This window comes from Amycolatopsis sp. CA-128772 (genome assembly GCF_002904295.1).
Lineage (GTDB): Bacteria > Actinomycetota > Actinomycetes > Mycobacteriales > Pseudonocardiaceae > Amycolatopsis.
The window spans coordinates 58,255-82,694 of the sequence record NZ_PPHG01000057.1 but is presented as its reverse complement, the minus strand read 5'-3'; the positions used below and the strand labels follow the sequence as shown (position 1 = coordinate 82,694).

The 24,440-nt window shown below is 71.6% G+C and carries 25 protein-coding genes; 9 read left to right on the top strand and 16 right to left on the bottom strand.

Annotation, left to right across the window (positions count from 1 at the left end):
- The first annotated feature begins 68 nt into the window (after positions 1 to 68).
- Positions 69 to 710, top strand: coding sequence for a pyroglutamyl-peptidase I (pcp, locus tag C2L59_RS20335; protein ID WP_103351079.1), 642 nt, complete (start codon positions 69 to 71; stop codon positions 708 to 710).
- On the opposite strand, the gene C2L59_RS20330 is transcribed toward pcp, so the two are convergent.
- The gene (locus tag C2L59_RS20330; protein WP_103351078.1) at positions 707 to 1,369 is read right to left on the bottom strand and encodes a hypothetical protein; all 663 of its coding nucleotides are present in this window, start codon (positions 1,367 to 1,369) and stop codon (positions 707 to 709) included. The two genes, pcp and C2L59_RS20330, sit on opposite strands and share 4 nt — an antisense overlap.
- Positions 1,370 to 1,531: 162 nt before the next feature.
- Here C2L59_RS20330 and C2L59_RS20325 point away from each other — a divergent pair, with 162 nt between their 5' ends.
- From C2L59_RS20325 to C2L59_RS20315, 3 genes are read left to right on the top strand one after another with little or no spacing between them, the layout of a single operon-like run.
- Positions 1,532 to 1,915, top strand: coding sequence for a hypothetical protein (locus tag C2L59_RS20325; protein ID WP_103351077.1), 384 nt, complete (start codon positions 1,532 to 1,534; stop codon positions 1,913 to 1,915).
- A gap of 4 nt (positions 1,916 to 1,919) precedes the next feature.
- On the top strand, positions 1,920 to 2,981 hold the full coding sequence (locus tag C2L59_RS20320) for a hypothetical protein (protein WP_103351076.1): 1,062 nt from the start codon (positions 1,920 to 1,922) through the stop codon (positions 2,979 to 2,981).
- A complete protein-coding gene (locus C2L59_RS20315) occupies positions 2,974 to 3,447 on the top strand; it encodes a YbaB/EbfC family nucleoid-associated protein (RefSeq protein WP_103351075.1) in 474 nt (157 codons plus the stop codon). Before C2L59_RS20320 ends, C2L59_RS20315 begins: the two co-directional genes overlap by 8 nt.
- 1 nt (position 3,448) lies before the next feature.
- Here the strand turns inward: C2L59_RS20315 and C2L59_RS20310 are convergent, their stop codons facing one another.
- Entirely contained in the window at positions 3,449 to 5,146 is a 1,698-nt protein-coding gene (locus C2L59_RS20310; RefSeq protein WP_103351074.1) for an Hsp70 family protein, read from the bottom strand.
- Positions 5,147 to 5,435: 289 nt separating this feature from the next.
- Positions 5,436 to 7,994, bottom strand: coding sequence for an ATP-dependent Clp protease ATP-binding subunit (locus tag C2L59_RS20305; RefSeq protein WP_103351073.1), 2,559 nt, complete (start codon positions 7,992 to 7,994; stop codon positions 5,436 to 5,438).
- A 365-nt stretch (positions 7,995 to 8,359) separates the two neighbouring features.
- Here C2L59_RS20305 and C2L59_RS20300 point away from each other — a divergent pair, with 365 nt between their 5' ends.
- Positions 8,360 to 9,172 (top strand): (2Fe-2S)-binding protein, encoded by an 813-nt coding sequence (locus C2L59_RS20300; RefSeq protein ID WP_103351072.1) that lies wholly within the window; start codon positions 8,360 to 8,362, stop codon positions 9,170 to 9,172.
- Between the two features lies 1 nt (position 9,173).
- Here the strand turns inward: C2L59_RS20300 and C2L59_RS20295 are convergent, their stop codons facing one another.
- Complete coding sequence (locus tag C2L59_RS20295; protein ID WP_103351071.1) at positions 9,174 to 9,743, bottom strand: TIGR03086 family metal-binding protein; 570 nt, start codon at positions 9,741 to 9,743, stop codon at positions 9,174 to 9,176.
- A gap of 64 nt (positions 9,744 to 9,807) precedes the next feature.
- On the opposite strand from C2L59_RS20295, the gene C2L59_RS20290 reads away from it, so the two are divergent.
- Complete coding sequence (locus C2L59_RS20290; RefSeq protein ID WP_370444757.1) at positions 9,808 to 10,641, top strand: DUF6597 domain-containing transcriptional factor; 834 nt, start codon at positions 9,808 to 9,810, stop codon at positions 10,639 to 10,641.
- Between the two features lie 143 nt (positions 10,642 to 10,784).
- Here the strand turns inward: C2L59_RS20290 and C2L59_RS20285 are convergent, their stop codons facing one another.
- Positions 10,785 to 11,135 carry an Lsr2 family protein gene (locus tag C2L59_RS20285; protein ID WP_103351070.1) on the bottom strand — a complete coding sequence of 117 codons (351 nt, stop codon included), beginning with the start codon at positions 11,133 to 11,135 and terminating at the stop codon, positions 10,785 to 10,787.
- Between the two features lie 144 nt (positions 11,136 to 11,279).
- On the bottom strand, positions 11,280 to 12,791 hold the full coding sequence (gene lysS, locus C2L59_RS20280) for a lysine--tRNA ligase (RefSeq protein ID WP_103351069.1): 1,512 nt from the start codon (positions 12,789 to 12,791) through the stop codon (positions 11,280 to 11,282).
- Between the two features lie 77 nt (positions 12,792 to 12,868).
- Here lysS and C2L59_RS20275 point away from each other — a divergent pair, with 77 nt between their 5' ends.
- Both C2L59_RS20275 and C2L59_RS20270 read left to right on the top strand, forming a co-directional pair.
- On the top strand, positions 12,869 to 13,630 hold the full coding sequence (locus tag C2L59_RS20275; RefSeq protein WP_199199168.1) for a class I SAM-dependent methyltransferase: 762 nt from the start codon (positions 12,869 to 12,871) through the stop codon (positions 13,628 to 13,630).
- Positions 13,631 to 13,677: 47 nt separating this feature from the next.
- The gene (locus C2L59_RS20270) at positions 13,678 to 14,076 is read left to right on the top strand and encodes a DUF6640 family protein (RefSeq protein WP_199199167.1); all 399 of its coding nucleotides are present in this window, start codon (positions 13,678 to 13,680) and stop codon (positions 14,074 to 14,076) included.
- Positions 14,077 to 14,082: 6 nt separating this feature from the next.
- On the opposite strand, the gene C2L59_RS20265 is transcribed toward C2L59_RS20270, so the two are convergent.
- From C2L59_RS20265 to C2L59_RS20230, 7 genes are all read right to left on the bottom strand, one after another.
- Entirely contained in the window at positions 14,083 to 14,859 is a 777-nt protein-coding gene (locus C2L59_RS20265; protein ID WP_103351067.1) for a type III pantothenate kinase, read from the bottom strand.
- 5 nt (positions 14,860 to 14,864) lie between these two features.
- Complete coding sequence (gene panD, locus C2L59_RS20260; protein WP_103351066.1) at positions 14,865 to 15,362, bottom strand: aspartate 1-decarboxylase; 498 nt, start codon at positions 15,360 to 15,362, stop codon at positions 14,865 to 14,867.
- Between the two features lie 9 nt (positions 15,363 to 15,371).
- The gene (gene panC, locus C2L59_RS20255; RefSeq protein ID WP_103351065.1) at positions 15,372 to 16,277 is read right to left on the bottom strand and encodes a pantoate--beta-alanine ligase; all 906 of its coding nucleotides are present in this window, start codon (positions 16,275 to 16,277) and stop codon (positions 15,372 to 15,374) included.
- Complete coding sequence (locus C2L59_RS20250) at positions 16,274 to 17,179, bottom strand: Rossmann-like and DUF2520 domain-containing protein (RefSeq protein ID WP_103351064.1); 906 nt, start codon at positions 17,177 to 17,179, stop codon at positions 16,274 to 16,276. The genes panC and C2L59_RS20250 overlap by 4 nt, the downstream gene beginning before the upstream one ends.
- Before the next feature lie 144 nt (positions 17,180 to 17,323).
- A complete protein-coding gene (locus C2L59_RS20245) occupies positions 17,324 to 18,427 on the bottom strand; it encodes a PrsW family intramembrane metalloprotease (protein ID WP_103351063.1) in 1,104 nt (367 codons plus the stop codon).
- 429 nt (positions 18,428 to 18,856) lie between these two features.
- On the bottom strand, positions 18,857 to 21,169 hold the full coding sequence (locus C2L59_RS20235; protein WP_103351061.1) for a DUF6779 domain-containing protein: 2,313 nt from the start codon (positions 21,167 to 21,169) through the stop codon (positions 18,857 to 18,859).
- A 69-nt stretch (positions 21,170 to 21,238) separates the two neighbouring features.
- On the bottom strand, positions 21,239 to 21,700 hold the full coding sequence (locus C2L59_RS20230) for a DUF3180 domain-containing protein (RefSeq protein ID WP_103351060.1): 462 nt from the start codon (positions 21,698 to 21,700) through the stop codon (positions 21,239 to 21,241).
- A 61-nt stretch (positions 21,701 to 21,761) separates the two neighbouring features.
- Between C2L59_RS20230 and C2L59_RS20225 the strand changes: the two genes are divergently transcribed.
- Positions 21,762 to 22,697 (top strand): MerR family transcriptional regulator, encoded by a 936-nt coding sequence (locus C2L59_RS20225; RefSeq protein ID WP_103351059.1) that lies wholly within the window; start codon positions 21,762 to 21,764, stop codon positions 22,695 to 22,697.
- An 84-nt stretch (positions 22,698 to 22,781) separates the two neighbouring features.
- Here the strand turns inward: C2L59_RS20225 and folK are convergent, their stop codons facing one another.
- Genes folK through folP form a run of 3 tightly spaced genes read right to left on the bottom strand, consistent with a single transcriptional unit; the run spans position 22,782 to position 24,428 of the window.
- Entirely contained in the window at positions 22,782 to 23,273 is a 492-nt protein-coding gene (gene folK, locus C2L59_RS20220; protein WP_103351058.1) for a 2-amino-4-hydroxy-6-hydroxymethyldihydropteridine diphosphokinase, read from the bottom strand.
- The gene (gene folB, locus C2L59_RS20215; RefSeq protein ID WP_103351057.1) at positions 23,270 to 23,629 is read right to left on the bottom strand and encodes a dihydroneopterin aldolase; all 360 of its coding nucleotides are present in this window, start codon (positions 23,627 to 23,629) and stop codon (positions 23,270 to 23,272) included. The genes folK and folB overlap by 4 nt, the downstream gene beginning before the upstream one ends.
- A complete protein-coding gene (gene folP / locus C2L59_RS20210) occupies positions 23,622 to 24,428 on the bottom strand; it encodes a dihydropteroate synthase (RefSeq protein WP_199199169.1) in 807 nt (268 codons plus the stop codon). The genes folB and folP overlap by 8 nt, the downstream gene beginning before the upstream one ends.
- Positions 24,429 to 24,440: the final 12 nt, after the last annotated feature.

Below are 24,440 nucleotides of genomic sequence, written 5' to 3'. Positions count from 1 at the left end.
CGCCGTCGTCGTCGAGGCCACCCTGCGGACGTAGGGTGGCCTCGACGCTGTTCGCATCGGGAGGGTGCATGACGAGGGTGCTGATGACGGGGTTCGCGCCGTTCGGCGGCGAGCCGGTGAACCCGTCGTGGGAGGCGGTTTCGCTGGTGGCCGCGCGCCGGGACGACGTCGCGGCGGTCGAGCTGCCGTGCGAGTTCGCGGCATCGCTGCCCGCGTTGCGGCGGGCGGTCGAAGCGCACCGGCCGGCCCTCGTGGTGTGCGCCGGCCAGGCCGGTGGGCGCTCCGACGTCACCCCGGAGCGGGTCGCGATCAACCTGATCGACGCCCGCATCCCGGACAACGCGGGCGCGCAGCCGCTGGACGCCCCGGTGGTCCCGGACGGCCCGGCGGCCTACTTCACGACGCTGCCGGTGAAGGCGTGCGTGGCGGCGATCCGCGCGGCGGGCGTCCCGGCGTCGGTGTCCCACACGGCCGGGACGTACGTGTGCAACCAGGTGTTCTACGGCCTGATGCACCTGCTGGCCACGGAGTTCCCGGCGGTGCGCGGCGGATTCGTGCACGTCCCGTTCAGCCCGGAGCAGGTCGCGGCCGCGGGCAAGCCGGCGCCGTCACTGGGCGTGGACCGGATCGCCGCCGCCCTGGAAGCCTTGGCGGACACGGCGTTGCGGGTGACGGAGGACCTGGCGGTCACCGCGGGCGCGGAGCACTAACCGCCGCGGCCGGTGAGCTCGACGAACGCCGCCGGGCCCGGGACGTTGTGGTGGACCGTCAGGTCCGCGACCCGGTCGCCGCTCCAGGCCGGGGTGAAGCTGACCAGCAGGGTGCACCGGCGGCCCGGGTCGACGTCGTGGCCGACGCAGGCGCTCGCGTCCACCGCGAAGTCCGGGCTGTCCACCTCGGTGCCGCTGACCCGCAGCGCGCTCGCCCCGACGCTGCGGACCGCCACCACGCAGGTCGTCGTCGTGTGCACCGGGGTCGTGCCGCAGGTGACCGACTCCGGCACGATGACCCGGGCCTCCGGGGGCGCCGCCGGCACGCCGGGGAACGTCGCCGGGCGGCCGCGGACGAGGTCGAGCACCGTCACACCGGTCACTGTCAGCACGAGCGCGCCGGTGGCCAGCAGCACGATCGCGAGCGCCTTGATGCCGCGGGCGCTGCCGTCCCGGGCCGTGAACCCGCCGGCCGCCAGCACGGTGACGACCAGCGTGGAGATCAGCGTCGCGTCCGGACCGGCCCCGATCGCGGCCGGGACGAGCGTTCCGAGCAGCGACGCCCCGGCCGTGACCGCGAATCCCGTCCAGGAGAACCGTTTCGCCTCGCGCAACTGGCGCCGGACGGTCGGCGCACGAGGCTCGGTGACTGTGCTCATGCAGGTAGGAGCGCCGAACCTCACCGCCACGGACGACATTCGCCCGTTCGGCGGTACAGCGGGCCGATCGTGATCTGGGGCACACCACCGGCAAACCACCTTGGCCGGTGATCGAACGGTGTTTACATGGCCGGAACGCGCAGCCCGAAGAAAAGGTGAGTGATGATCGGATTCGAGACCGACCTGCAGGACCTGCGGGATTCGGCCGGAGCCCTGCAGGACGCGGCCGACGCCGCGGGAACCGCGTCGAACGGCCTGCGCGGCACCGACGTCCCCGTCTCCGCCGGCGGCGGCAGCGGCCTCTTCGGCGGCATCGCCGGGCTGCTGCCCGTCGACAACGCGTTCGGCCGCACGCTGGGCATGCCGGCCGTCGCCGCGGCCTACAACGACCACCTCGCGAAGATCCAGAAGCTGGTCGCGCAGCTGCACCAGACCACCGCCGACACGAGCCACGCGCTGATGCGGGTCGCGGAACTGTACGAGCAGGCCGACGAAGACTCGAAGCAGCACGTCAACCGCGCCGCCGCCGGCCTGGACGGGAACTGACGACGTGGACGGCTACTTCGACACCGGCCTCGACGCCGAACCGATGTCCAGCGGCGACGGCCGCCGCGCGGAACTCCTGGACGGCGTCTCCGAGGACCTGAAGGACGGCGCCAACGACGCGCTGGACGCGCTCGACATCCTGCGGATGACCGAGATCTGGCTGTTCGGTTTCGACGACTCGAACGAGAACTTCCGGAAGATGCAGGACGACACGGCCGCCATCTACCGCGAGTTCTCCGACGCCGACATCGACCACGAGTCGGCCGACGGCCTGCAGAGCCTGATCATGAAGCACGACGCCGTCTGGAAGCAGCTGCAGCGCGACTCGAAGCCGAAGCTCGACGACGCCCGGCAGTTCCTCGACGTGTGGCGCGGCGCCGCGGCGAACGCCGTCAAGGCGTACCTGAACCAGCTGGCCGACGCCTTCACCGAGGTGGAAACCAAGATCACCGTGCTGGAGAGCGACGTCGTGGCGGCGCGGGAGGCCATCGCGTCGGCCCGCCAAGACCTGAGCAACCTCGGCACGACGTTCCTCGAGACGGCGAAGAAGTACCAGGAAGACCAGTCCCGCAAGCGCGAAGCCGCGATGTCGAAGGTGCTCGCGGCGACGTTCGCGGGTGCGGTCGCCGGGCTGCTGACCGTGGCCAGCGCGGGCGTCGCGGCGCCCGCGGGTGCGGCGATCTTCACCGCGGCCAACGGCGCGCTGGTGGCCGGGAACGCCGCCGGCGGCGCGATCAGTGCGATGGTGGCGAACCAGGCGGAGATCACCGGCGACAACGCGTTCGATCTGCACCAGAGCTTCCTCGACAGCGCGGCCAAGATCCGCGACGGCGCCGGCGAGGCGGCCGGCACGCTGGCGAACCGCATCGGCGACGAAGCCGTCGACCTGCCGAAGATCCCCGGCTCGCCGGACGTCAGCCCCGGCTCGAGCTTCGACCCGTCGAACTTCGAGACCGACCACACCTCGCGGCAGACCGAGCAGAACGTCCGCGACCGGCACGTCGACATCGCGCCGGACGGCCGGGTTTCGCAGGACGCCGGTCACCTGGAGCGGATGGATGGCTGACCGTCCGGCCAAACCGGACCGCGAAACCCTGCTGGCCGAGCTCGACGCGCTGTCGGCGACGGCGACGTCCGCCGACGGCACGGTTTCGCTGTCGGTCAACACCGACGGCGTGCTGACCCGGCTGCGGCTCACCGACGCCGTATCGGGGATGTCGGCGGCGGAAATCGCGGACGCCGTCCTGCGCACGTACGTCGAGGCCCAGCGCGAGTCGGCGAAGCGGACCGGGCAGCTGCTGGCGCCGCTGGGCACCGGCGGCTACCTGATGGACCGGCTGCGCTGGCGGGTGCAGTTCGAGCCGGAGCCGGTGCCGGTCGCCGTGCCGGTCGCGGCCGCCCCGCCGGCCGAGCCGGACGGCAAGGTGCTCAAGGACCGGTCGTCGGACGCAGCGGCCGCCGAGGCGCCGACCGGACCGGTCGCCGACGACGACTGGTACGCCGGCGGGATGCGGTTCGACCGGGCCTGGTGAGTCAGGCCGGCTTGATCTCGCGGGTGAAGCCGGCGATCAGCTCCCCGAGGCGGCTGGGGTCGTCCGTGATGTAGATGGCTACCACCCGGCGTTCGGCCACGCCGAAGAGCACGCTCGAGGATTTCCGGCCGGCACCGGCGACGTACTCGCCGTGCAGCCCACCGCCGTCCCAGGTGCCGCGGCCGACGGCGCTGCCCGCGGGCGGCAGCTTCGCGTTCACCTCGAAGTCCTTGACGGTCAAGCCCTGGTAGTAGCTGACGCTGCCGCCCGTGAAGTCGCAGATGACCGCGACCTGGGCGCCGAGCAGCTGCCCGAGGTGGTCGATTTCCTTGCAGGTGCCGCGATCCGGGACGGACCCGGCCAGCGAGCGCAGGCACGGGGTGAACCCGGCCCGGTCGCGCTGCGCGGTCTGCGTGCAGTCCGCTGCGGCCTGCGCGGCCCGGTCCTGGATGACGAACACGACGACGGTGGCCACGATCGTCGCGACCAGGAGCACGGCGAGGGCGAGGAACCAGGGCTTGCGTTTCCGGCGCGGTTCCGGCGGAGGCGGCGCGTACTGCCGGACCTGCTGCCACGGCTGCGGCCGCGGCGGCGCGACGGGCGGACGGACGGGGGCGAACGCGGGCAGGGTGCGGTCGTCGGCGGCGTCCAGCGGGACGTGGTGGAGTCCGAACGCGACGGCCGTCTCGGGCTGGTCCTGCGTGGTCGGGGCGACGCCGAGCTGCCGTGCCAGCAGGGTGGCCAGCAACGGCATCCGGCTCGGCCCGCCGACGAGGTAGACACCGCCGAGCTGCGCGGGGCTCAGCCCGGCGCGGCGGATGGTGGCGGCGAGCAGTTCGGCGCTGCGCAGCAGGCTGGGCCGCACGAGCGCCTCGAGCTCGTCGCGGCGGACGAGGACGTCCCCGAACGGCTCGGGCATCGGCACGTGGGTCTGCGCGTGCCGGGAGAGGCTTTCCTTGGCGTCGCGGACGTCCTGCAGCAGCGCTCGCCGGGTGCGGCGGTCGGCGGTGGTCTGCGGCCGCAGGAGACGTTGCCACTGCGCGGGATCGGCGTGCGACACCGAGCGGCCGATGTGGACGAGCAGGGCCTGGTCGATGTCGAGGCTGCCGAGGTCGGGCAGGCCGTCCTCGGCGAGCACGGTGAAGCCCCGCCGGCTGACCCCGACGACGGCGCAGTCGAAGGTGCCGGCCCCCAGGTCGTAGACACCGATGGGCCCCCCGGCCCGGCTCCCGAGACTGGCGTAGTGCGCGGCGGCGGCGACCGGCTCGGGGATCAGCCGGACATCGGCGAGCCCGGCCTTGACGGCGGCGGCCCGGAGGACGTCCTGCCGGCCGGCGCCCCAGCCGGCGGGGTGCGAGATCCGTGTCTGCGCGGGCGGGTGGCCGAGCTGCCGCTGGGCTTCCTCACCCATCCTGCGCAGAACGGCGGCGAAGGCGTCTTCGATGGCGACCTCGGTGTCCCCGAGTTCGAGGTGGCCTTCGTCGATCCGCCGCTTGGGATGCGCTTCGAACCGGCGCGGATCAAGCCGCGCCCGCCGACCGGCATCCTGCCCGACGACGAGCAAGCCGTCATCGTCGAGGAAGACGGCGGAGGACATGGTGACCGAGCCATCGACCTCGATGGCCCGCAGCCCGCGGCCGTAGGCGGAGAGGACACCGACGGTGCTGGAAGTCCCGAAGTCGATCGAGAGCACGTCCACGCGGATTCCCCTCCCCAAGGTCCGCGGGGCATCGTCTCATGTGCGCCAGGGGCGGCTGCGGCTGGCTGACGCCCATGCGCCGCGCCGGTCCGGCCTGGCTGATGCCAGCATTCTCGCGGAGCTGGCGCCAAGCGGAACCGGGCACGTACCCCTCGGCAAACCTCGACCCGAACCCTCGACCGGATCCACCGCCGGCCGTCCGAGCCGCGGCTCCGACTCATCCCCCCCGAAACGCCGAAGGGCGGCCCCCCGAACCGGGGAACCGCCCTCCTGGCGTACTAAGCGACGATCACTCGCCTTCGGCTTCGCCGCCCTGCTCCTCGTGGCCCGCGCCGATGCTGACCGGCGGGGCGTCCGGGATCGACGACGGACGGCGCTCACCGCGGAAGGTGAACTTCGCCTGGTCGTCCTTGTCCTCCGGGTTGCCGCTCCAGCCTTCGACGTCGACCAGGATGATCTGGCCCGGCTCGACCTCGCCGAACAGGATCTTCTCCGACAGCTGGTCCTCGATCTCGCGCTGGATCGTGCGGCGCAGCGGCCGCGCGCCCAGCACCGGGTCGAAGCCGCGCTTGGCCAGGAGCGACTTGGCCTTCGCCGTGAGCTCCAGCTCCATGTCCTTCGCGCGCAGCTGCGTCTCCACGCGACCGATCATCAGGTCGACCATCATGATGATCTGTTCCTGCGTCAGCTGGTGGAACACGATGATGTCATCGATCCGGTTCAGGAACTCCGGGCGGAAATGCTTCTTCATTTCCTCGTTGACCTTCTGCTTCATCTTCTCGTACCGGGTGCCGGTGTCGTTGGACCCGGCGAACCCGAGCGAGACGGACTTCGAGATGTCCGACGTGCCCAGGTTGGACGTGAAGATGAGGACCGTGTTCTTGAAGTCGACCGTGCGGCCCTGACCGTCGGTCAGGCGGCCGTCCTCCAGCACCTGCAGGAGCGTGTTGTAGATCTCCTGGTGCGCCTTTTCGATCTCGTCGAACAGCACCACCGAGAACGGCTTGCGACGCACCTTCTCCGTCAGCTGGCCGCCCTCTTCGTAGCCGACGTAGCCCGGAGGGGCACCGAAGAGCCGCGAAGCGGTGTAGCGGTCGTGGAACTCGCCCATGTCGATCTGGATGAGCGCGTCGTCCTCGCCGAACAGGAACGCCGCCAGCGCCTTGGACAGCTCGGTCTTACCGACACCGGACGGGCCGGCGAAGATGAACGAGCCCGACGGGCGCTTCGGGTCCTTCAGGCCGGCACGCGTACGGCGGATCGCCTGCGAGACGGCCTTGACCGCGTCCTCCTGGCCGATGATGCGCTTGTGGAGCTCGTCCTCCATGCGCAGCAGCCGGGTGGTCTCCTCCTCGGTCAGCTTGAACACCGGGATGCCGGTCCAGTTGGCCAGCACCTCCGCGATCTGCTCGTCGTCGACCTCGGCGACGACGTCGAGGTCGCCGTCCTTCCACTGCTTCTCCCGCTCGCCCTTCTGGCCGAGGAGGGTCTTCTCCTCGTCACGCAGGCGGGCGGCCCGCTCGAAGTCCTGCGCGTCGATCGCGGACTCCTTGTCGCGGCGGACGTTCGCGATCTTCTCGTCGAACTCGCGCAGGTCCGGCGGCGCGGTCATCCGGCGGATGCGCATCCGGGCACCGGCCTCGTCGATCAGGTCGATCGCCTTGTCCGGGAGGAACCGGTCGTTGATGTACCGGTCCGCCAGGGTCGCGGCGGCGACCAGCGCCGAGTCGGTGATCGAGACGCGGTGGTGCGCCTCGTACCGGTCGCGCAGGCCCTTGAGGATCTCGATCGTGTGCTCCAGCGACGGCTCGCCGACCTGGATCGGCTGGAACCGGCGCTCGAGGGCGGCGTCCTTCTCGATGTACTTGCGGTACTCCTCGAGCGTGGTCGCGCCGATCGTCTGCAGCTCACCGCGGGCGAGCATCGGCTTCAGAATCGAAGCCGCGTCGATCGCGCCCTCGGCGGCACCCGCCCCGACCAGCGTGTGCAGCTCGTCGATGAACAGGATGATGTCGCCGCGGGTCTTGATCTCCTTGAGCACCTTCTTCAGGCGCTCTTCGAAGTCACCGCGGTAGCGGGAGCCGGCGACCAGCGAGCCCAGGTCCAGCGTGTAGAGCTGCTTGTCCTTGAGCGTCTCGGGCACCTCGCCCTTGACGATGCTCTGCGCGAGGCCCTCGACGACGGCGGTCTTGCCGACGCCGGGCTCGCCGATGAGCACCGGGTTGTTCTTGGTCCGGCGGGACAGCACCTGCATGACCCGCTCGATCTCCTTGCCGCGCCCGATGACCGGGTCGAGCTTGCCCTCGCGGGCGAGCACGGTCATGTTGCGGCCGAACTGGTCGAGGACCAGCGACGACGACGGGGTGCCCTCACCGCGGCCGGAACCGGTTTCGGTGGACTCCTTGCCGCCCTGGTAGCCCGAGAGCAGCTGCAGCACCTGCTGGCGGACCCGGTTGAGGTCCGCTCCCAGCTTGACCAGGACCTGCGCGGCGACGCCCTCGCCCTCGCGGATCAGGCCGAGCAGGATGTGCTCGGTGCCGATGTAGTTGTGGCCGAGCTGCAGCGCTTCGCGCAGCGACAGCTCCAGCACCTTCTTGGCGCGCGGCGTAAACGGGATGTGCCCGCTCGGCGCCTGCTGGCCCTGGCCGATGATCTCTTCGACCTGCTGGCGCACGCCCTCCAGGGCGATGCCCAGCGACTCCAGCGCCTTGGCGGCGACACCCTCACCCTCGTGGATCAGACCCAGGAGGATGTGCTCGGTGCCGATGTAGTTGTGGTTGAGCATCCTGGCCTCTTCTTGAGCCAGGACGACCACCCGCCTCGCGCGGTCGGTGAACCTCTCAAACATGTGCACTCCCTCGACTGCTGCGCCGGCGGCCCGTTTCCATCATCGTGCTTTCACCCGCGATGGATTCAGCACCGTGAGACCACTCTAGTAGCCAAGTCGTCGCGCTGGCGTACCACTACGGCTCTCGGCGGTCGTTTCCGCACCCGGACGTGGCATCTTCCGGGTGCTCCCATCATCAGGTTGCCCTGCACCTTTACGTCAAGCCCAACGTGCGAGCGGCCACGTGGATTCCGCCATCCGCGCCCTGTCCGCTCACCGCGAACAGTCCGCAAGCTCGGAGTACCCCACCCGATTGGCGCAGACGCCGGAAGTCTGTAAGGTTAGGCACGCCTAATCCACTACGGCGCTTACGAGGAGGGCCGCGGTTGAACCAGCAGCGGTCCTTCCGTGACGCACGCGAGGTCGGCGACGGCCTCGCGTCGTCGTTGCGGCGGGTTTCGGGCCTGCAGGGCCGCAGCGAGCTGCGCCGGGACGTCCCGGCGGGCTGGATCCGCTGCTCGGAGCTGCTGGAGACGCCGGCCTACTTCGACGAGTGGCGCGGCCTGCTGGGCGACTGGCTCCTGCGCGAGCACTCCTCGGCACCGGCCCGCACGACGGCCAGCTGGGTGCTGACGTGGTACCTGCACGTCCCGGCGTACGTCGGCGCGCTGCTGCTGCACCACGAGCGCCGGGTGCCCTCGTTGAAGCCCGCAGAGCTGGCGTTCCGCCTGGCCGACGACCGCCCACACCCGGACGGCATGGCGGTACTGGGTGACGCGTTCCACTGCCTGCCGACGGACCCGGGCTCGGCCCGCCCGGAGGCCACGGTGGTCCGCGACGAGCGCGCACTGGCGGCGGTCCTGCGGGCCCGCTACCTGGCGCACGCGACGCAGTTCATCCGGGCCTACGCGCCCCTGAGCAGACTCGGCCGCCGCACGCTCTGGGCAACGGCGACGGACGCCCTGGAGAACTCGCTGTGGTGGGCGGGCCGCCAAGGCGGGACGGCCGAGGCGGAGGGCGCGGGCGTGGCGGACGCGGCCCTGGTGCTCGACGAGCGGTACCCCCCGCTGACGTCGGCGTCGACGCTGCGCCTGACGGAGGACCGCGAGTGGACCCGGCGCCGCGAAAGCTGCTGCTTCTCGTACCTGCTGCCGTCGGCCGAAGAGTGCGACGGCTGCCCGCGCACCTGCCCGCGCTGACTCAGGGCGTCCAGCCCGGGTCCCGCCCGGCCGCGCCCAGCGCCCGCTCCAGCGGCGACGCATCCGCGCCCACCTCGACCGCCGGCCCGTAGACCCCCATCGACCGCGCCTGCTCGCCCATGGCCACCGCCGACTCGTACACCGCCGTCGCCGCCTCCGGCGCGAAGGCGCACGACCGGCCGGTCGCCCGGGCCAGGTCCCAGCCGTGCAGGACGAACTCGCCCAGGACCATGTCGCCGACCACCGCCGCCGGCAGCTGCGCCGTGCCCAGCGCCGTCGTCCCCGTCCACGCCGACGGCGTCCCGAAGACGTCCACCAGCGTCTCCGTCTGCTTCTCCAGGGCCGCGCGCCAGTCGCCGGCCACCAAGGCCGCCTCCGCCTCGCCGCCGGCCGGGGACGGCGGGGCCTCGCGCCGTCCCGCGGCCACGAGCCACGGGCCCCAGTACAGGAGGTGGTTGAGCAGCCCGCGGACGTCGTAGCCGGCGCACGGCGTCGGCGGGGTCAGGCCGGGGACCGCGCCGGCGATGCGGAGGAATTCGGCCGCGGCGGGCCGCACCAGGTGGGCGTTCATGTCCGCGATCCAAACCCCCGCGTGCCCGGGCGTCTTGAAGGAACGCGACAGCTACCGTGGACGCGTGGGCGAGCACCGGATCCCGCGCGGCATCGTGGCCGAGGCCACCGCGCGCACGATGTTCACGTTGACCCGCCACGCACCCGCGCCGGAACTGGCCGATTTCGTCGATTACCACTGGATCCTGCGCTGGGACCTGCGCGGCAAACCGCCGTACGAACAGCGCGTGCTGCCGAACCTCGCGGTCCACGTGACGTTCTTTCCCGGCGCCTCGGGCGTCTACGGCCCGGCCCGCGACGTCTTTTCGCACCGGCTGGCCGGCCGGGTCCAGGGCTTGGGCGTGCGATTTCGGCCGGGCTGCTTCCGCGCGTTCCTCGGCCGGCCGGTGCGTGACATCGCCGACCGCAGTGTCCCGCTCACCGACGTTTTCGGACTGGCGGCGTCGCGGGCCGCGGAATCGGTGCAGTCGGCCCGCGACGACGCGGAAATGGCCGATGCGGTCGACAACTTGCTGATCGCAAAACCCGTGCGGCTCTCACCGGCCGCGCGGCAGGCGGCGGAGGCGGTGGAATCAATCGCGCGGGATCCGGGAATTACCCGGGTGGCGCAACTCTGCGCGGATACTGGACTAACCACCCGGTCCGTACAGCGGGTGTTCGCCGAACACGTCGGCTGCCCACCCAAGCAGGCGATCCGGATATACCGCCTCAACGACGCAGCGCAGCGGATCGTCACGGAAGGACAACCCGATTACGCCGGTCTGGCGGTTCGACTGGGCTATAGCGACCAATCGCACTTCATCCGCGATTTCCGGACCGTGACCGGCCAGTCGCCCGGCGAGTACGTCCGAACGGCCCGCGCGGGCCACGCCGGGGAACCGGACAAGGATCGGACATGACAAAGCCGCCGGGCGCGAATTCGCCCGGCGGCCACCTCTGGAAACCCCCGCGTCACCAGAATTCGCCACCCGCGCCGGACTCGGGATAACGGCTGGTCAGTGACCTGCCGTCCACCCCCGGGCGGGGGTGACGTGCCCAATACTCAGTTCTTCTTGTGGTAAGCCTCGACGACCTCGGAGGGGATGCGGCCGCGGTCGGAAACCGCGTAACCGTTCTTGCGCGCCCAGGACCGGATGGCCTGGTTCTGCTCACGGTCGACCGCCGCGGGGCGGGCCGAACCCTTACCCGCGACCGGGCGCACCGAAGTACGCTTGCGACCACCCGCGCGACGCGCGTGCTCGACATACTGGGCGAGAGCGTCCCGCAGCTCCTCGGCGTTTTCCGAGGAGAGATCGATCTGGTAGCTGACGCCGTCCAAACCGAACTCGACGGTCTCTTCCGCCTCACTGCCGTCGAGGTCGTCGACCAGCGAGACGAGCACCTTCTGTGCCATCCGATTCCTCCTGCGGGGCTTACTCAATGATCTGGGTTCGGGGCGAGCCCCGGGACAGAAGACTTTGTCCAGAACATTAGTACCCGCTTCCGGAGGACAGCGCAAATCTCATTGCCATAACCCGGCCGCTATCCCACGGGCGGGTTATTCGGGACGCACCAGCGGGAAGAGGATGGTCTCCCGGATACCGAGACCGGTCAGCGCCATGAGCAGCCGGTCGATACCCATTCCGACACCACCGCTCGGCGGCATTCCGTACTCGAGGGCACGGAGGAAATCCTCGTCCAGCCGCATGGCTTCGCTATCGCCCTCGGCGGCCAGCCGGGACTGTTCGGTGAGGCGTTCCCGTTCGACGACCGGATCGACCAGCTCGGAGTATCCGGTGGCGAGTTCGAAACCGCGCACGTAGAGGTCCCACTTCTCCGCCACCCCCGGCCGGGAGCGGTGCTGCCGCGTCAATGGCGACGTCTCCAGCGGAAAATCACGGACAAACGTCGGGGCGTGGAGATGATCTCCGACGAGGTGTTCCCACAGTTCCTCGACCAGCTTGCCGTGACCCAGCTTCGGATCCACTTCCAGGCCCCTGGCCTGCGCGAATCCGTGCAGTTTGGCGGCGGGGGTCTCGGGCGTGACCTCTTCGCCGAGGGAATCGGACAACGACTCGTACATTCCGAGTGTGGTCCATTCGCCGGAGAGGTCGTACTCCGAACCGTCGGGCAGGGTGACGACCTGGCTGTCCAGCACGGCCTGCGCGGCCTCCTGGATCAGCTCGCGCGTCATCACCGCGTTCGTGTCGTACGTGGCGTAGGCCTCGTAGTACTCGAGCATCGCGAATTCCGGCGAATGGGACGAGTCACTGCCCTCGTTCCGGAAGTTGCGGTTGATCTCGAAGACCTTCTCGATGCCGCCGACGACGCAGCGCTTGAGGTAGAGCTCCGGCGCGATCCGCAGGAAGAGCTCCAGGTCGAACGCGTTGGAATGCGTGACGAACGGGCGGGCCGCGGCGCCGCCGTGCAGCGTCTGCAGCATCGGCGTCTCGACCTCGGTGAACCCGCGCCGGTGGAACGACTCCCGCAGCGACCGGACCACGCCGGCGCGCGTGCGCACGACGTCCCGCGCGCGCGGGCGCAGGATGAGGTCGACGTAGCGCTGGCGGATCCGCGTCTCCTCGGCGAGCTCCTTGTGCGCCACCGGCAGCGGGCGCAGCGCCTTCGACGTGATGCGCCAGGCGTCGGCCATCACCGAAAGCTCGCCGCGCTTGGACGTGATGACCTCACCCTGCACGAACACGTGGTCGCCGAGGTCGACATCGGACTTCCACGCCGCCAGCGCGTCTTCGCCGACCTTCGCCAGGCTGATCATCGCCTGCAGCTCGGTGCCGTCGCCCTCGCGAAGGCTCGCGAAGCACAGCTTGCCCGTGTTGCGCAGGAACATCACCCGGCCGGTGACGCCGACCACCTCACCGGTGGCGGTGTCGGCGGGCAGGCCGGAATGCGTCGCGCGCACCTCGGCGAGCGTGTGCGTGCGGGGCACCTCGACCGGGTAGGGATCGATCCCCTCGGCGAGGATCCGGTCGCGCTTCTCCCGGCGCACCCGCATCTGCTCGGGCAGTTCGTCTTCGGCGGGCTCGCTGGTGGAAGCGGGGTTTTCGGTCATGGCCCATAGGGTACGAACCCGGCCACGCGCTACGCCAACCGGATTACCTTTCCTTTCCCTCGATTATCCTGGGGTTCGTGAGTGAACCCACACCCGAGCACCGCGCCGAGCGGGCCTCTTCGTTCGGCACCCGCGCGGCCGAGTACGCCGAGCACCGGCCCGGTTACCCCCGGGAAGCGATCGTGTGGGGCCTTTCCGGTGCGACCGGAACCCCGCGCCGGGTGCTCGATCTGGGCGCCGGAACCGGCAAACTCACCCTCGGCCTGACCGCGCTCGGGCTCGACGTCACCGCGGTGGAACCCGATCCGGAAATGCGCGCGGAACTCGAGCGGGCCGCGCCGTCGGCGACGTCGCTGGCCGGCCGGGCGGAACGGATCCCGTTGCCCGACGGCGGCCTCGACGCGGTGTTCATCGGCCAGGCGTTCCACTGGTTCGACGTGCCGGAGGCGATGACGGAGATCGCCCGCGTGCTGCGGCCGGGCGGGGTGTGCGTACCGGTGTGGAACTACGAAGACGAATCGGTGCCGTGGGTCGCCGAGTTCACCGAACTGGGCCGCGACGGCGCCCGCCGCCCGGCGAGCATCGAAAACATGCGCGAGGTGACCCACCCGGCGTTCGAACCATTCGAAATGGAGCGGTTCCGCCACGCCCAACGGCGCACGGCGGAGAGCCTGCTGGAAACGATCGCGACGTATTCGGTGGTGATCGTCTCCGCCCCGGAGGAGTCGGCGGCCCTGCTGGACCGCCTCCGGCAGTACCTCTCGGCCAACCCGGCGACGGCGACCGGCGAGTTCGACCTCCCGCTGGTGACCACGGCCCTGCGCGCCCGACGTCGCTGAACCCGCGTCCTTGACCTCGATCAAGGTGGAGGTCCGATACTGCGGGAATGCGCATTTCACCGGGGCGGGCCTTGATCTCGCTGACCTCGTTGGTAACCGCGGTGGGCCCGTACAAGGCCGACTGGAACGAAACGCACGTGTTCAACCCGGACTGGCCGCCGCACGCGAAGTTCCACAACGGCCAGACGATGAGCCTGGGACTCGCGCTGGGGGCGACCAGCCTGTGGCAGCTCTGGCGACGGCCGACCCGGGCGGGGCTCGACGCCGGGGCCGTGCTGGCGTCGCTGTACTGGGCGACGCAGGTTTCGGCGCTGGCCTACCCCGGGTCCCGCGCGGTGGATCCGCCGGGGGCCGGGCGGTTCCCGCAGGCGAAGATCGCCTTCCCGGCGCTGGCGGTGACCGCGCTGGGGTACGTGCTGGAACGCCGCCGGCTGGCTCGCGGCTGAGGAGGGTCAGGCGCGGACGTTGCGCTCGTACACCAGCCGCAGGCCGAGCAGCGTCAGCTCCGGGACGTGGTCGGTGATCGTCTCCGACTCGCCGATCACCAGCGGGGCCAGGCCGCCGGTGGCCAGCACCGCCACCGGTTCCGTGCCGCCCGGGGCCAGCTCGCGGACGATCCGGCGGACCAGGCCGTCCACCTGGCCGGCGAAACCGTAGAGGATCCCGGACTGCAGGCACTCCACGGTGTTCTTGCCGATCACCGACCGCGGCGGGACCAGCTCGACCTTCCGCAGCGCCGCCGCGCGCAACGCCAGCGCGTCCACCGAAATCTCGATGCCCGGGGCGAAGGCGCCGCCCAGGAACTCGCCGCGGGCGGAGATCGCGTCCACGTTGGTCGACGTGCCGAAGTCGACCACCACGCACGCGCTGCTGTGGAGGTGGTGCGCGGCCAGCGTGTTCACCAGCCGGTCCGCGCCCACCTCCTTCGGGTTGTCCACCAGCAGCGCCACGCCGGTGCGGACGCCCGGCTCCACCACGATCTTCGGGATCGCGGCGTAGTACCGGGCGAGCATCACGCGCAGCTCGCGCAGCACCGCCGGCACCGTCGACAACGCGCTGATCCCGCTCACCGCGTCCGCGTGCGGGCCGAGCAGTCCGCGGACCGTCAACGCCAGCTCGTCGGCGGTGATGCGCGCGTCCGTGCGCATGCGCCAGTCGCCCACGAGCTCGTGCCCGGACCACAGGCCCAGCACGATGTTCGTGTTGCCGACGTCGACGGTGAGCAGCAAGCGGGTCAGCTTTCCGCGTGCAGCAACGCGTCGAGGCGGCGGGCGTCCGCCGTCTCGGCGACCGGGAAGATCGCCGTCTCCTCGTCCGGCGGCAGGGTCACCGTGCCGGACAGCAGCCCGGAGCCCTCCGGCGCGTGGCCGGGATCGGTGTGCCGGTTGACGATCCGGTTGTCGGCGTCGACGAACACCACGCGCGGCTGGTACGTCGCCGCCTCGGCGTCGTCCATCTGGCCGTACGAGATGAGGATGACCAGGTCACCCGGGTGCACCAGGTGCGCCGCGGCGCCGTTGATGCCGAGCACCCCGCTGCCGCGTTCCCCCTTGATGACGTAGGTCTCCAGCCGCGCCCCGTTGGTGACGTCCACAATGGACACCTGTTCCCCCGGCAGCAGGTCCGCGGCCTCCATCAGGTCTTCGTCGACTGTCACCGAACCGACGTAGTGCAGGTCGGCCTGGGTCACGGTGACCCGGTGGAGCTTCGACTTGAGCATCGTGCGGTACATCGTGGACTCCTATTCCCCTGCGTCCAGCCGTTCCGGGTGCTCGACGGCCTTGCCGAGCAACACCGGAACGTTGTCGATCAGCCGGGTACTCCCCACCCGGGCCGCGATCAACAGCCGTGCTTCACCATCGACGGGCGCCGGCCCGAGGTCGGTTCCCCGCAATTCCAGGTAATCCACCTCGACCGCGGGCCGCGCGGCGAGGGTCTTCCACGCGGTCTCCAGGACCGCGTCCGCCCCGTCCCGGCCGACGAACGCCCCCGCGGTGAGGGCGGCCGACAAGACGATGGCGTCTTCGCGCTGTTCCGGCGTCAGGTAGACGTTGCGCGACGACAACGCGAGCCCGTCCCGCTCACGCACGGTCGGCACGCCGATGACGTGCGTGTCGATGTTCAGATCCCGCACCATCCGCTTGATCAGGACCAGTTGCTGGTAGTCCTTTTCGCCGAACAGGGCGTAGTCCGGGCGGAGCAGGTTGAACAGCTTCGCCACGACGGTGAGCACGCCGGCGAAGTGCCCGGGCCGGACCGCGCCCTCCAGCTCCTCGCCGAGCGGGCCGGGGTGCACGGTCACCACGGCGCCGTCGGCGTAAAGCGCGTCGGCGCTCGGGGTGAACGCGATTTCGACGCCGTCCTCGCTCAGGACAGCGAGGTCGGCCTCCAGCGGCCGCGGGTACGCCTCGAAGTCTTCGCCCGCCCCGAACTGCAGGGGGTTGACGAAGATCGAGGTGGCGACGACGTTGTTCGGCAGCCGCTTCGCGCGGCGGATCAGTTCGCGGTGCCCGGCGTGCAGCGCGCCCATGGTCGGCACGAGCGCCAGCTTGCGGCCGACGCCGTGCAGCGCCCGGCTGACCTGGCTCACGTGCTGGGGCGACGCGAACGTGTTCAGGGTGCCGCGGCTGAATTTCGGTGTGGTCACTGGTCTGGGGGCCCTTCGGCGGGATCGTCGAGGAGTTCGGTGAGGTCTTTGGCGGCCGCGGTGTCCAGCAGCCCGGCAGCCGTCGAACGCGCCACCGTGCGCTTGGCCAGCGCGCGGTAGGCCGGCGCCACGTCCGGCGCCCGGTCCGCCAGCACCGCGAGGTGCTTGCGGACCGTGCCGGCGTCGCCACGGGCGACCGGGCCGGTGAGGGCGCGGTCGCCGTGTCGCAGCACATTATCCAACGCCGCCGAGAGCAGTGGCGCGACCAGGCGTTCGGATTGCCCGATTCCGGCCTCCCGCAACAGGTCGGCGCAGTCCGCGACCAGCGTCATCAGGTGGTTTGCGCCGTGGGCCAACGCTGCGTGGTAGAGCGCTCGCGCGGAGTCGGGGATGCGCACCGGCTCGGCGCCCATCTCGACGGCCAGCGCTTCGCCGACGTTCCACGCCGCTTCGTCGCCTTCGGCCGCCGTGACGCCGATGCTGCACGCCGCCAGCCGCTCGAGGTCCTCCTCGCGGCCGGTGAACGTCATCACCGGGTGCAGGGCGAGCGGCAGCGCGCCGGCCTCGGCCGCGGGGGCCAGGACGTCGATGCCGTGCGCGCCGGAGGTGTGCACGACGATCTGCCCGGGCCGCAGCGACCCGGTGGCGACGAGCCCGCGGACCATCCCGGCCAGCGCGTCGTCGGGGAGGGCGAGCAGCACCAGGTCCGCCTGGCGGACGGTCTCGTCGGGCGGCAGCAGGGGCACGTCGGGGAGGAGGCGTTCGGCCCGCGCCAGCGAAGAGGCGGACAGGCCCGACGCGGCGACCACGGTGTGCCCCGCCCGGGCCAGCGCGGCGCCGAGCACGCTGCCCACCCGGCCGGCGGAAACGACGCCGACCGCGAGGCGGGCGGGCCGCATCATGGCGTGCGCCTGTGGACGCTCATGGCTGGCAGACTCCCTCTGCTCTCGTTCCAGTCCCTTTTCCGGGTACCGGACGACGGCGCGAGACTAACTCGCGCCAGCGCACGCCGTTGAGCCCGGGTGACCAGCTTCACCCGGACCGGTTCACCCGCGGGCGGCCTCGTCGGCGAGGCGCGTCGCCTCCGCGCGGGCGGCCTTCAGGGTGCGCAGGAGCTCCTGCTGGCGCTGCCGGTCGACGTCGCTGGTGAGCTGGTGCCGATCGAGGAACGCGAGCTCCGTGACGCTGGCCTGGTACACCGCCACGGCCCTCGCGGCCTGCTTGCCGGACTGCCGTTTCGCCTGCCGCCGCCACGCCCGCCGGCCGGGCAGGCTGGCCAGCAGCTCGACCTCCGACGGCGCGATCCACCGGGCCGCCGCCATGTGCGGCAGCGCGGCGGCGATGATCCGCTGCTCCCGCCGTCGCTGCAGGACGACCAGGTAGACGACGCCGAGGAACAGCGGCAGCATGATCAGGAAGTAGACGGTGAGGAACTTCGAGCCGCCGAGCAGCGCGGCGCTGTTCCACAGGGCGTGCAGGCAGACGGCGGCGAGGTACCCGGCGATCGGCGCGACGATCTTCAGCGCCTTGGTGGTCGTCCGCGCGGCGATGCCGATCCCGATGCCGGTGAGCACGGCGAACAGCGGGTGGGTGAAGGGCGCGAGCACGCCCCGCAGGAAGAACGCGGTGATGACGCCCTGGCTGTGCCCGTCGCCGAAGCCGTAGTCGTAGAAGGCCCGCCCGAAGTAGTAGATGTTCTCGGTGAAGGCGAACCCGGCGGCGCTGAACCCGGCGTAGACGACCCCGTCGACGACGCCGTCGAACTCACTGGACCGCCGCCAGAGGATGAGGACGACGAAGAGCGCCTTCGCGGCCTCCTCGACGACGGGGGCGGAGACGAGCGCGGCGACGGTGTTGCCGCTGCCCTGGCCGAGCAGCTCGTCCCCGACGGCCTCGGCGGTGGTGTTGATGAGCAGCGCGGTGATGGTCGCGATGCAGGCACCCCAGGCGAAGGCGAGCAGCAGGAACTTGGCGGGTTCGGGCTCCCACCGGTCGACCCAGAGGAACCCGGCGACAACGCCGGCCACGGGCACGAGCGCGGCGAGGACACCGATGGTGACGGCGAGGGGCCCGACCCGCGCGGTGGCGAGCCCGAACAGGAACAGGCCGCACAGGGCCACCACGATCAGCCCGAGCACCGGCAGCAGCACGGTGATCCGGCGAGGCCGCCGTCCGCGATCAAGTCCCGTCGCGGGCGAGAGGGTTCCGCTCACAGCCGGTCACCCTACGCGAGGGCGCGGGGACCGGAATGCCGCCTCGGCCCACGCCGAAGTCTGAGCCGGGCCCGACCGCCCCCCGGCCCGCACGCCCCGGCCTTCCGCCTCGGCCCACGCCGAAGTCTGAGCCGGGCCCGACCGCCCCCCGGCCCGCACGCCCCGGCCTTCCGCCCCGGCCCACGCCGAAGTCTGAGCCGGGCCCGACCGCCCCAATGTGGCGTTGGGCGCACCCAATGTGGCGTTCGGTGCATCCAACGCACCCAATGTGGCGTTGGGTGCATCCAGCGCACCCAATGTGGCGTTGGGTGCGTCCAGCGCACCCAACGCCACATTGGGGCGCTTCGGGTCTGGCGAGCCTGCGGCTCAGTCCTCCGCGCGCCGGCGGCGGCGGGGGGTCGAGCCCGTGCCGCCGTTGGCCGCCAGGAGTTCGCTCACCGAACGGCCCGCCGCGTGGGATCCGCTGCCCGGAGGCGGCTCGGGCGTCCGGTGGCCGTTGCGGGCGCCGTTGTGGCCGTTCTGCTCCACGTCGGCCGGGTCGACCGGGGTCATTCCGCGGCGGGACATCGAGGCCCGCTCGGCGACCATGCCTTCCCAGGCCGGTGGCTCGCCGTCCGGGCGCCGCCGGCGACCGCTGGCCGGGGGCTCCGGCGCCGCGGGGACCGCCGGCATTTGCTGGGATTCGTCCGGCTTGCGGCGACGGCCGCCGGAACGGCCCTGGAAGTTGCGGACCGACTCCGGCAACGTCGGGTTCGCCATCGGCGCCTCGGCCTGGGCCGCGGCCTCGCCCGGCGCCCGGTGCGAACCACCGTGCCGCGACGGCGGCTCGTCCAGGATCGGCGACATGTCCGCCCGCGAGAACTGCTCCAGCCGCGACGGGCGGCGGCCGTCGGCGGCCGGCACCGGCGTCGTCGGCGGAACCACCGGCGGCAGGTTCGTGCGCGACGGCTGCCGCGGCGACGGGCCGTTGCTCGGCACCGGCGTCGTCGGCGGGACGACCGGCGGCAGGTCCGTGCGGGAGGCCGCAGCGTCCCGCGGCATCGGCGCCTTCGGCTCGGGCGGCTTCGGCCGGTTCGGCCGCTGGCGCTCGGCGAAGTCGTCGCGGTTCTGGAAGGCCGCGCTCAGGTCCTTGACCGGACGGATGTCCGACCGCGACATCTCCGAAGGCTTCGGCGGCGGCACGTTCGCCCCAGGACGGCCCGGCGCACGCGGCGGCTCGGGCGCCTTGCGCGGCTCGGGCCGCACGCCGTTCGGCTGGCCACCGACGCGCGGCAGGTCCGAACGCGACATCTCCACCCGCGGAATATCGGGCCGCGACATCTCGACGCGCGGAATGTCCGGCCGCGACATCTCCACGCGCGGAATGTCCGCACGCGACGCTTCACCACGCGAACCGTTCGGCCGCGGCGCTTCTACCCGCGGGATGTCCGGCCGCGACATCTCCACCCGGGGAATGTCCGCACGCGACGCTTCACCACGCGAACCGTTCGACCGCGGCGCCTCCACCCGCGGAATATCCGGCCGCGACATCTCCACCCGCGGAATATCCGGCCGCGACATCTCCACCCGCGGGATGTCCGACCGCGACGCCTCCACGGGCCGGATGTCCGACCGCGACATCTCCGCCCGGCGCGCGGGCGGCGGCTCGGGGCGGCGGATCTCGGTCTTCGGCTCCGGCGGCCGCCGGATCTCCGTCTTCGGCTCCGGCGGGCGGCGGATCTCGGTCTTGGGCTCGGCGGGCCGCGGCACGTCACGGCGCGCCGGCTCGGCCGCGGCCTCCGGACGGCGCTCGGGCTGCTTCGCGATCTCGTCCGGCTTCGGCAGCCGCATCGGCTGCGACTCGGCCTGGCGGCGGGCCGCCTCGGCGCGCAGCTCCGCCGCCTTCAGCTCGCGCTGGGCGGCGTTCAGCGCCGGGTCGACCGGCGGGACCGGCGGACGGCGTTCGCTCAGCGGCTTCGGCCGGGCCATCTGCTGGGTGCTCTGGACGGAGACGTTCGCCGGCGTCTTCGGGACCGGCTTGCCGCCGAAGCCCTTGCCCTTGCCGAGGCCCTTGCCGTTCGCGGGCTTCGCGCCCGAGGCCTTGCGGCGGCGCTCGTCCAGGACGCGGTCGATCAGCTCGGTCGGCCGCTCGCCGCCCTCGACCACCGGCTTCTTCCCGGCCATCAGCTGCGCCGGCTTCTTCTTCGGCGCGCCGTCGGGGATCATCCGGTTGTCGTCGGACACCTTGCGCATCCGGGTCGCCTGCGCGGTCAGCGCCACGCGCTCGAGCAGAACCTCGCCGCCGAACAGCGACTGGAGGCTGTCGCGCAGCGCGGACACCTCGTTGCGCAGCGCCTCCAGCTCCTCTCGGCCCTTGGAGTCGGCCGCGGTGCGGTTCTCGGCCTCCACCTCCAGCTCGAATTCGCGCCGGGCCGCGATCTCGCGTTCCAGCTCCAGTTCGTACACAGCCTGCGCCTCGGCGACCGCGTCCTCGCTCTGTGCCGCGTGCTTGCGATACTTCACGGCGAGGAAAGCGCCGATCAGGGCGGCCCAGAGGGCCGCGACGATCCCCAGCCGGAGATAGCGGAGGTCGTCGCTGAGCACCAGTGCGAGGGTGGCTCCGATGGCGAGGACAAAGCCGACAACGAGCCACGGCCTGCCCAAGAGGCGGCCGCGCGAGTCGTCACCCACGCCGGTCATGACTGACACCGTACCTGCTCGTAATCCGAACGAGACCTACTCGGTCCAGCGAGCGGTGGGATTCCAGCGCTAACCGGTCGTCCCGCGGGTGCGCTCACGATCGTGGTCCTGCGGGGTGCGGCAGCAGTGTTCGAGCCACAAAGCCGCTGCTACCAGGGCCGCGGCGGAGCCGGCGCCGACCACCGCGGCGCGGGTGTCGAGCACCGCCGCGACGAGTTCGTCACGTCGCGGAAAAAGATAGGCGAGCGCGGCCAGCCAGGCGCCCGTCATGAAGGCGCCAGCGAGTGACGACGCCTTGGCGAGCGCCACCGATCGGGCGACCCCGATCGCGGCAACGACACGGCCGTTCTTGATCCGCGACCGGATCGAGAAGGCCAGCACGAGCTCGAGCACGGCCAGCACGGCGAAGGTGATGCCGGCGAGCAGCGGCAGTTGCGGCAGCGAGCCGTACGCGACCTGGAAGAGCAGGTAGCCGAGGCCCAGGCCGAGCAGCCCGGCCACCACCAGGTCACGGGGCCGGGTGAAGTGCATGCCTCAACCGTACCGTGGCAGGGTTGACTCTCCCCCGACTGGAGACTTCACCATGCGTCTTGTGGGCACCACCGCAACCTTCACCATCGGCGAGCTGGCCCGCCGGACCGGCCTGCCGGTCAAGACCATCCGGTTCTATTCGGACGAGGGCCTCCTGCCCCCGACCGACCGGACGGACGCCGGCTACCGCCTCTACGACGCGGCGGCGATGGCCCGCCTGGAACTGGTCCGCACCCTGCGCGAGCTGGGCCTGGGCCTCGCCGACGTCTCGGCCGCCCTGACCCAGTCGGCGACGGTCGGCGAGCTGGCGACCCGCCACGTCGAAGCACTCGACGAGCAGATCCGGCGCCTGCGGCTGCGCCGGGCGGTGCTGCGCGCGGTGGCCAAACGCAACTCGGAGCTGGAGGAGGTGAACCTGATGAACCGCCTCGCGTCGATGTCCGACGAGGAGCGCAAGCGGCTGGTCGACGAGTTCTGGGACGAGATGGTCGCCGGGCTCGACATCGACCAGGAGTTCTACCGCCGGATGCGCTCGGGCAAGCCGGAACTGCCCGACGACCCGTCGCCCGAGCAGCTCGAGGCCTGGATCGAGTTCGCCGAGCTGGTCCAGGATCCGGACTTCCGGGCCCTGATCCGCCGCATGAGCGAAACCCAGGCCCAGCAGATCAAGGACGGCGAGTTCGAGCACCCCGCGGAGGCTTGGCGCACCCACTGGAACGAGTGGATGGTCCGTGCCCAGGAAGCGGTCGACGCGGGAGAAAGCCCGACATCGGAGACGGGGCAAACGCTTGCGGCCGAGATCGCGACCGCCTCGGCGCGCCCGGACCAGGACGCGGCTGCGGCCGAGTTCCGCAGGGAGCTGGCGGACCGCTTCGCAGCGAGCGGCGACGCCCGCGCGGAGCGCTACTGGCAGCTGCTGGCCACGATCAACGACTGGCCACCGGTGCCGACGACCCAGCCGGCGGTGGGCTTCATGATCGCGGCTTTGCGCGGCTGAGCGCAGGGAGAGGGCAGCTCGGCGACGGGCCGGGGGTGATCGGTAACGGTCACCGCCGGTTCACCGATGAGTCACCTTTCCGCCTCAGCGCAGTTCGAGGTTCGTCCGGCGGACCGTGGCCACCTCGGCCGACGGGCGGGCCTTCAGCAGCGCCGCGATCGGGCCGTGGCCCGGCAGGATTGCGTCCGGGGCGATCTCCACCCACGGCACCAGCACGCTCGCCCGGTCCGGTGTGCCCGGGTGCGGCAGGAGCAGCTCCGGGTCGTCGGATGTCACGCCGTCCACCGTGACCACGTCGACGTCCAGGGTGCGGGGGCCCCAGTGCAGCTCGCGGACGCGGCCCGCCGACTGCTCGGCCGCCTGGCCTGTGCGCAGCCATGCCCAGTGGTCGCGGGCCGGGTCGTCCACGATGCAGACCGCGTTCAGGAAGTCCGGCTGGTCCTCGACGCCCCACGCCTTCGTCTCGTACACGCTCGACACCGCGACCAGCGCCGGGCGGACCGCGTCGAGGGCTGACCGAAGGAACCCCAGCCGGTCGCCCAGGTTGGAACCGAGGGAGAGGACCGCGCGGGTCACCGGGTGCGCCGGATCGTGACCGCCACGTCGTCGAACGTCAGGGGGATCGGGGCCGATGGCTTGTGCACCGTCACCTCGACGCCGGCCAGGCGCTCGTCGCGCATGACCTCGTCGGCGATCTTGCCCGCGACGCTCTCGATCAGGTCGTACGGCTCGCCCGCGACGATCCCCGCCGCCAGCTCGGCCAGCTCGCCGTAGTGCAGCGTCTTCGTCAGGTCGTCCGACGCCGCCGCGGGCCCGAGGTCGAGCCAGACCGTGATGTCGATGACGAACTCCTGGCCGTCGCGCTTCTCGTGCTCGAAGACGCCGTGGCGCCCGAACACGCGCAGTCCGGTCAGCGTGATCCGGTCAGACATCCGGCGAACCCTTCCACCAAGCGGCGGCCACCGCGACCGCGTCGAGCGAAGCCCCGACCTCGTGCACGCGGACGCCCCAGGCGCCGGCCGCCGCGGCTAGCGCGGAGATCGCGGCCGTGGCGTCCTCGCGACCGTCCGGCGGGCGGGGGGTGCCGTCCTTTTCGGACAGGAGACGGCCGAGAAACCGTTTGCGGGAGGCCCCGACGAGCACCGGGAAACCCAGTGACAGCAGCGAATCGAGCCCGCGCAGCAACGCCCAGTCGTGCTCGGCGTTCTTCGCGAAGCCCAGCCCGGGGTCCAGCACGATCGCGCTCTCGGCGACCCCCGCCGCCAGCGCCTCGTCCACTCTGGACAGCAGCTCGGCGCGGACGTCCGCCACCACGTCTTCGTACTTCGCGAGCGACTGCATGTCCTCGCTGTGCCCGCGCCAGTGCATCAGCACCCACGGCACGCCGGTCTCGGCCGCGACGCGCGCCATGTCCCGGTCGGCCAGCCCGCCCGAGACGTCGTTGATCACCTTCGCCCCGGCTTCGAGCGCCGCGGCGGCGACGGCGGCACGGGTGGTGTCGACCGACAGCGCCACGCCTTCGGCGGCGAGCGCCTTGATCACCGGCAGCACGCGCTGCAGTTCCGTTTCGGCGTCCACCCGCGACGCCCCCGGCCGCGTCGACTCGCCGCCGACGTCGATCAGGTCGGCGCCGCGCGCCCACATTTCGCGGGCGTGCGCCAGTGCCTGGTCGAGCCCGAGGTACCGGCCACCGTCCGAAAAGGAATCCGGCGTCACGTTCAGCACGCCCATCACGACGCACCG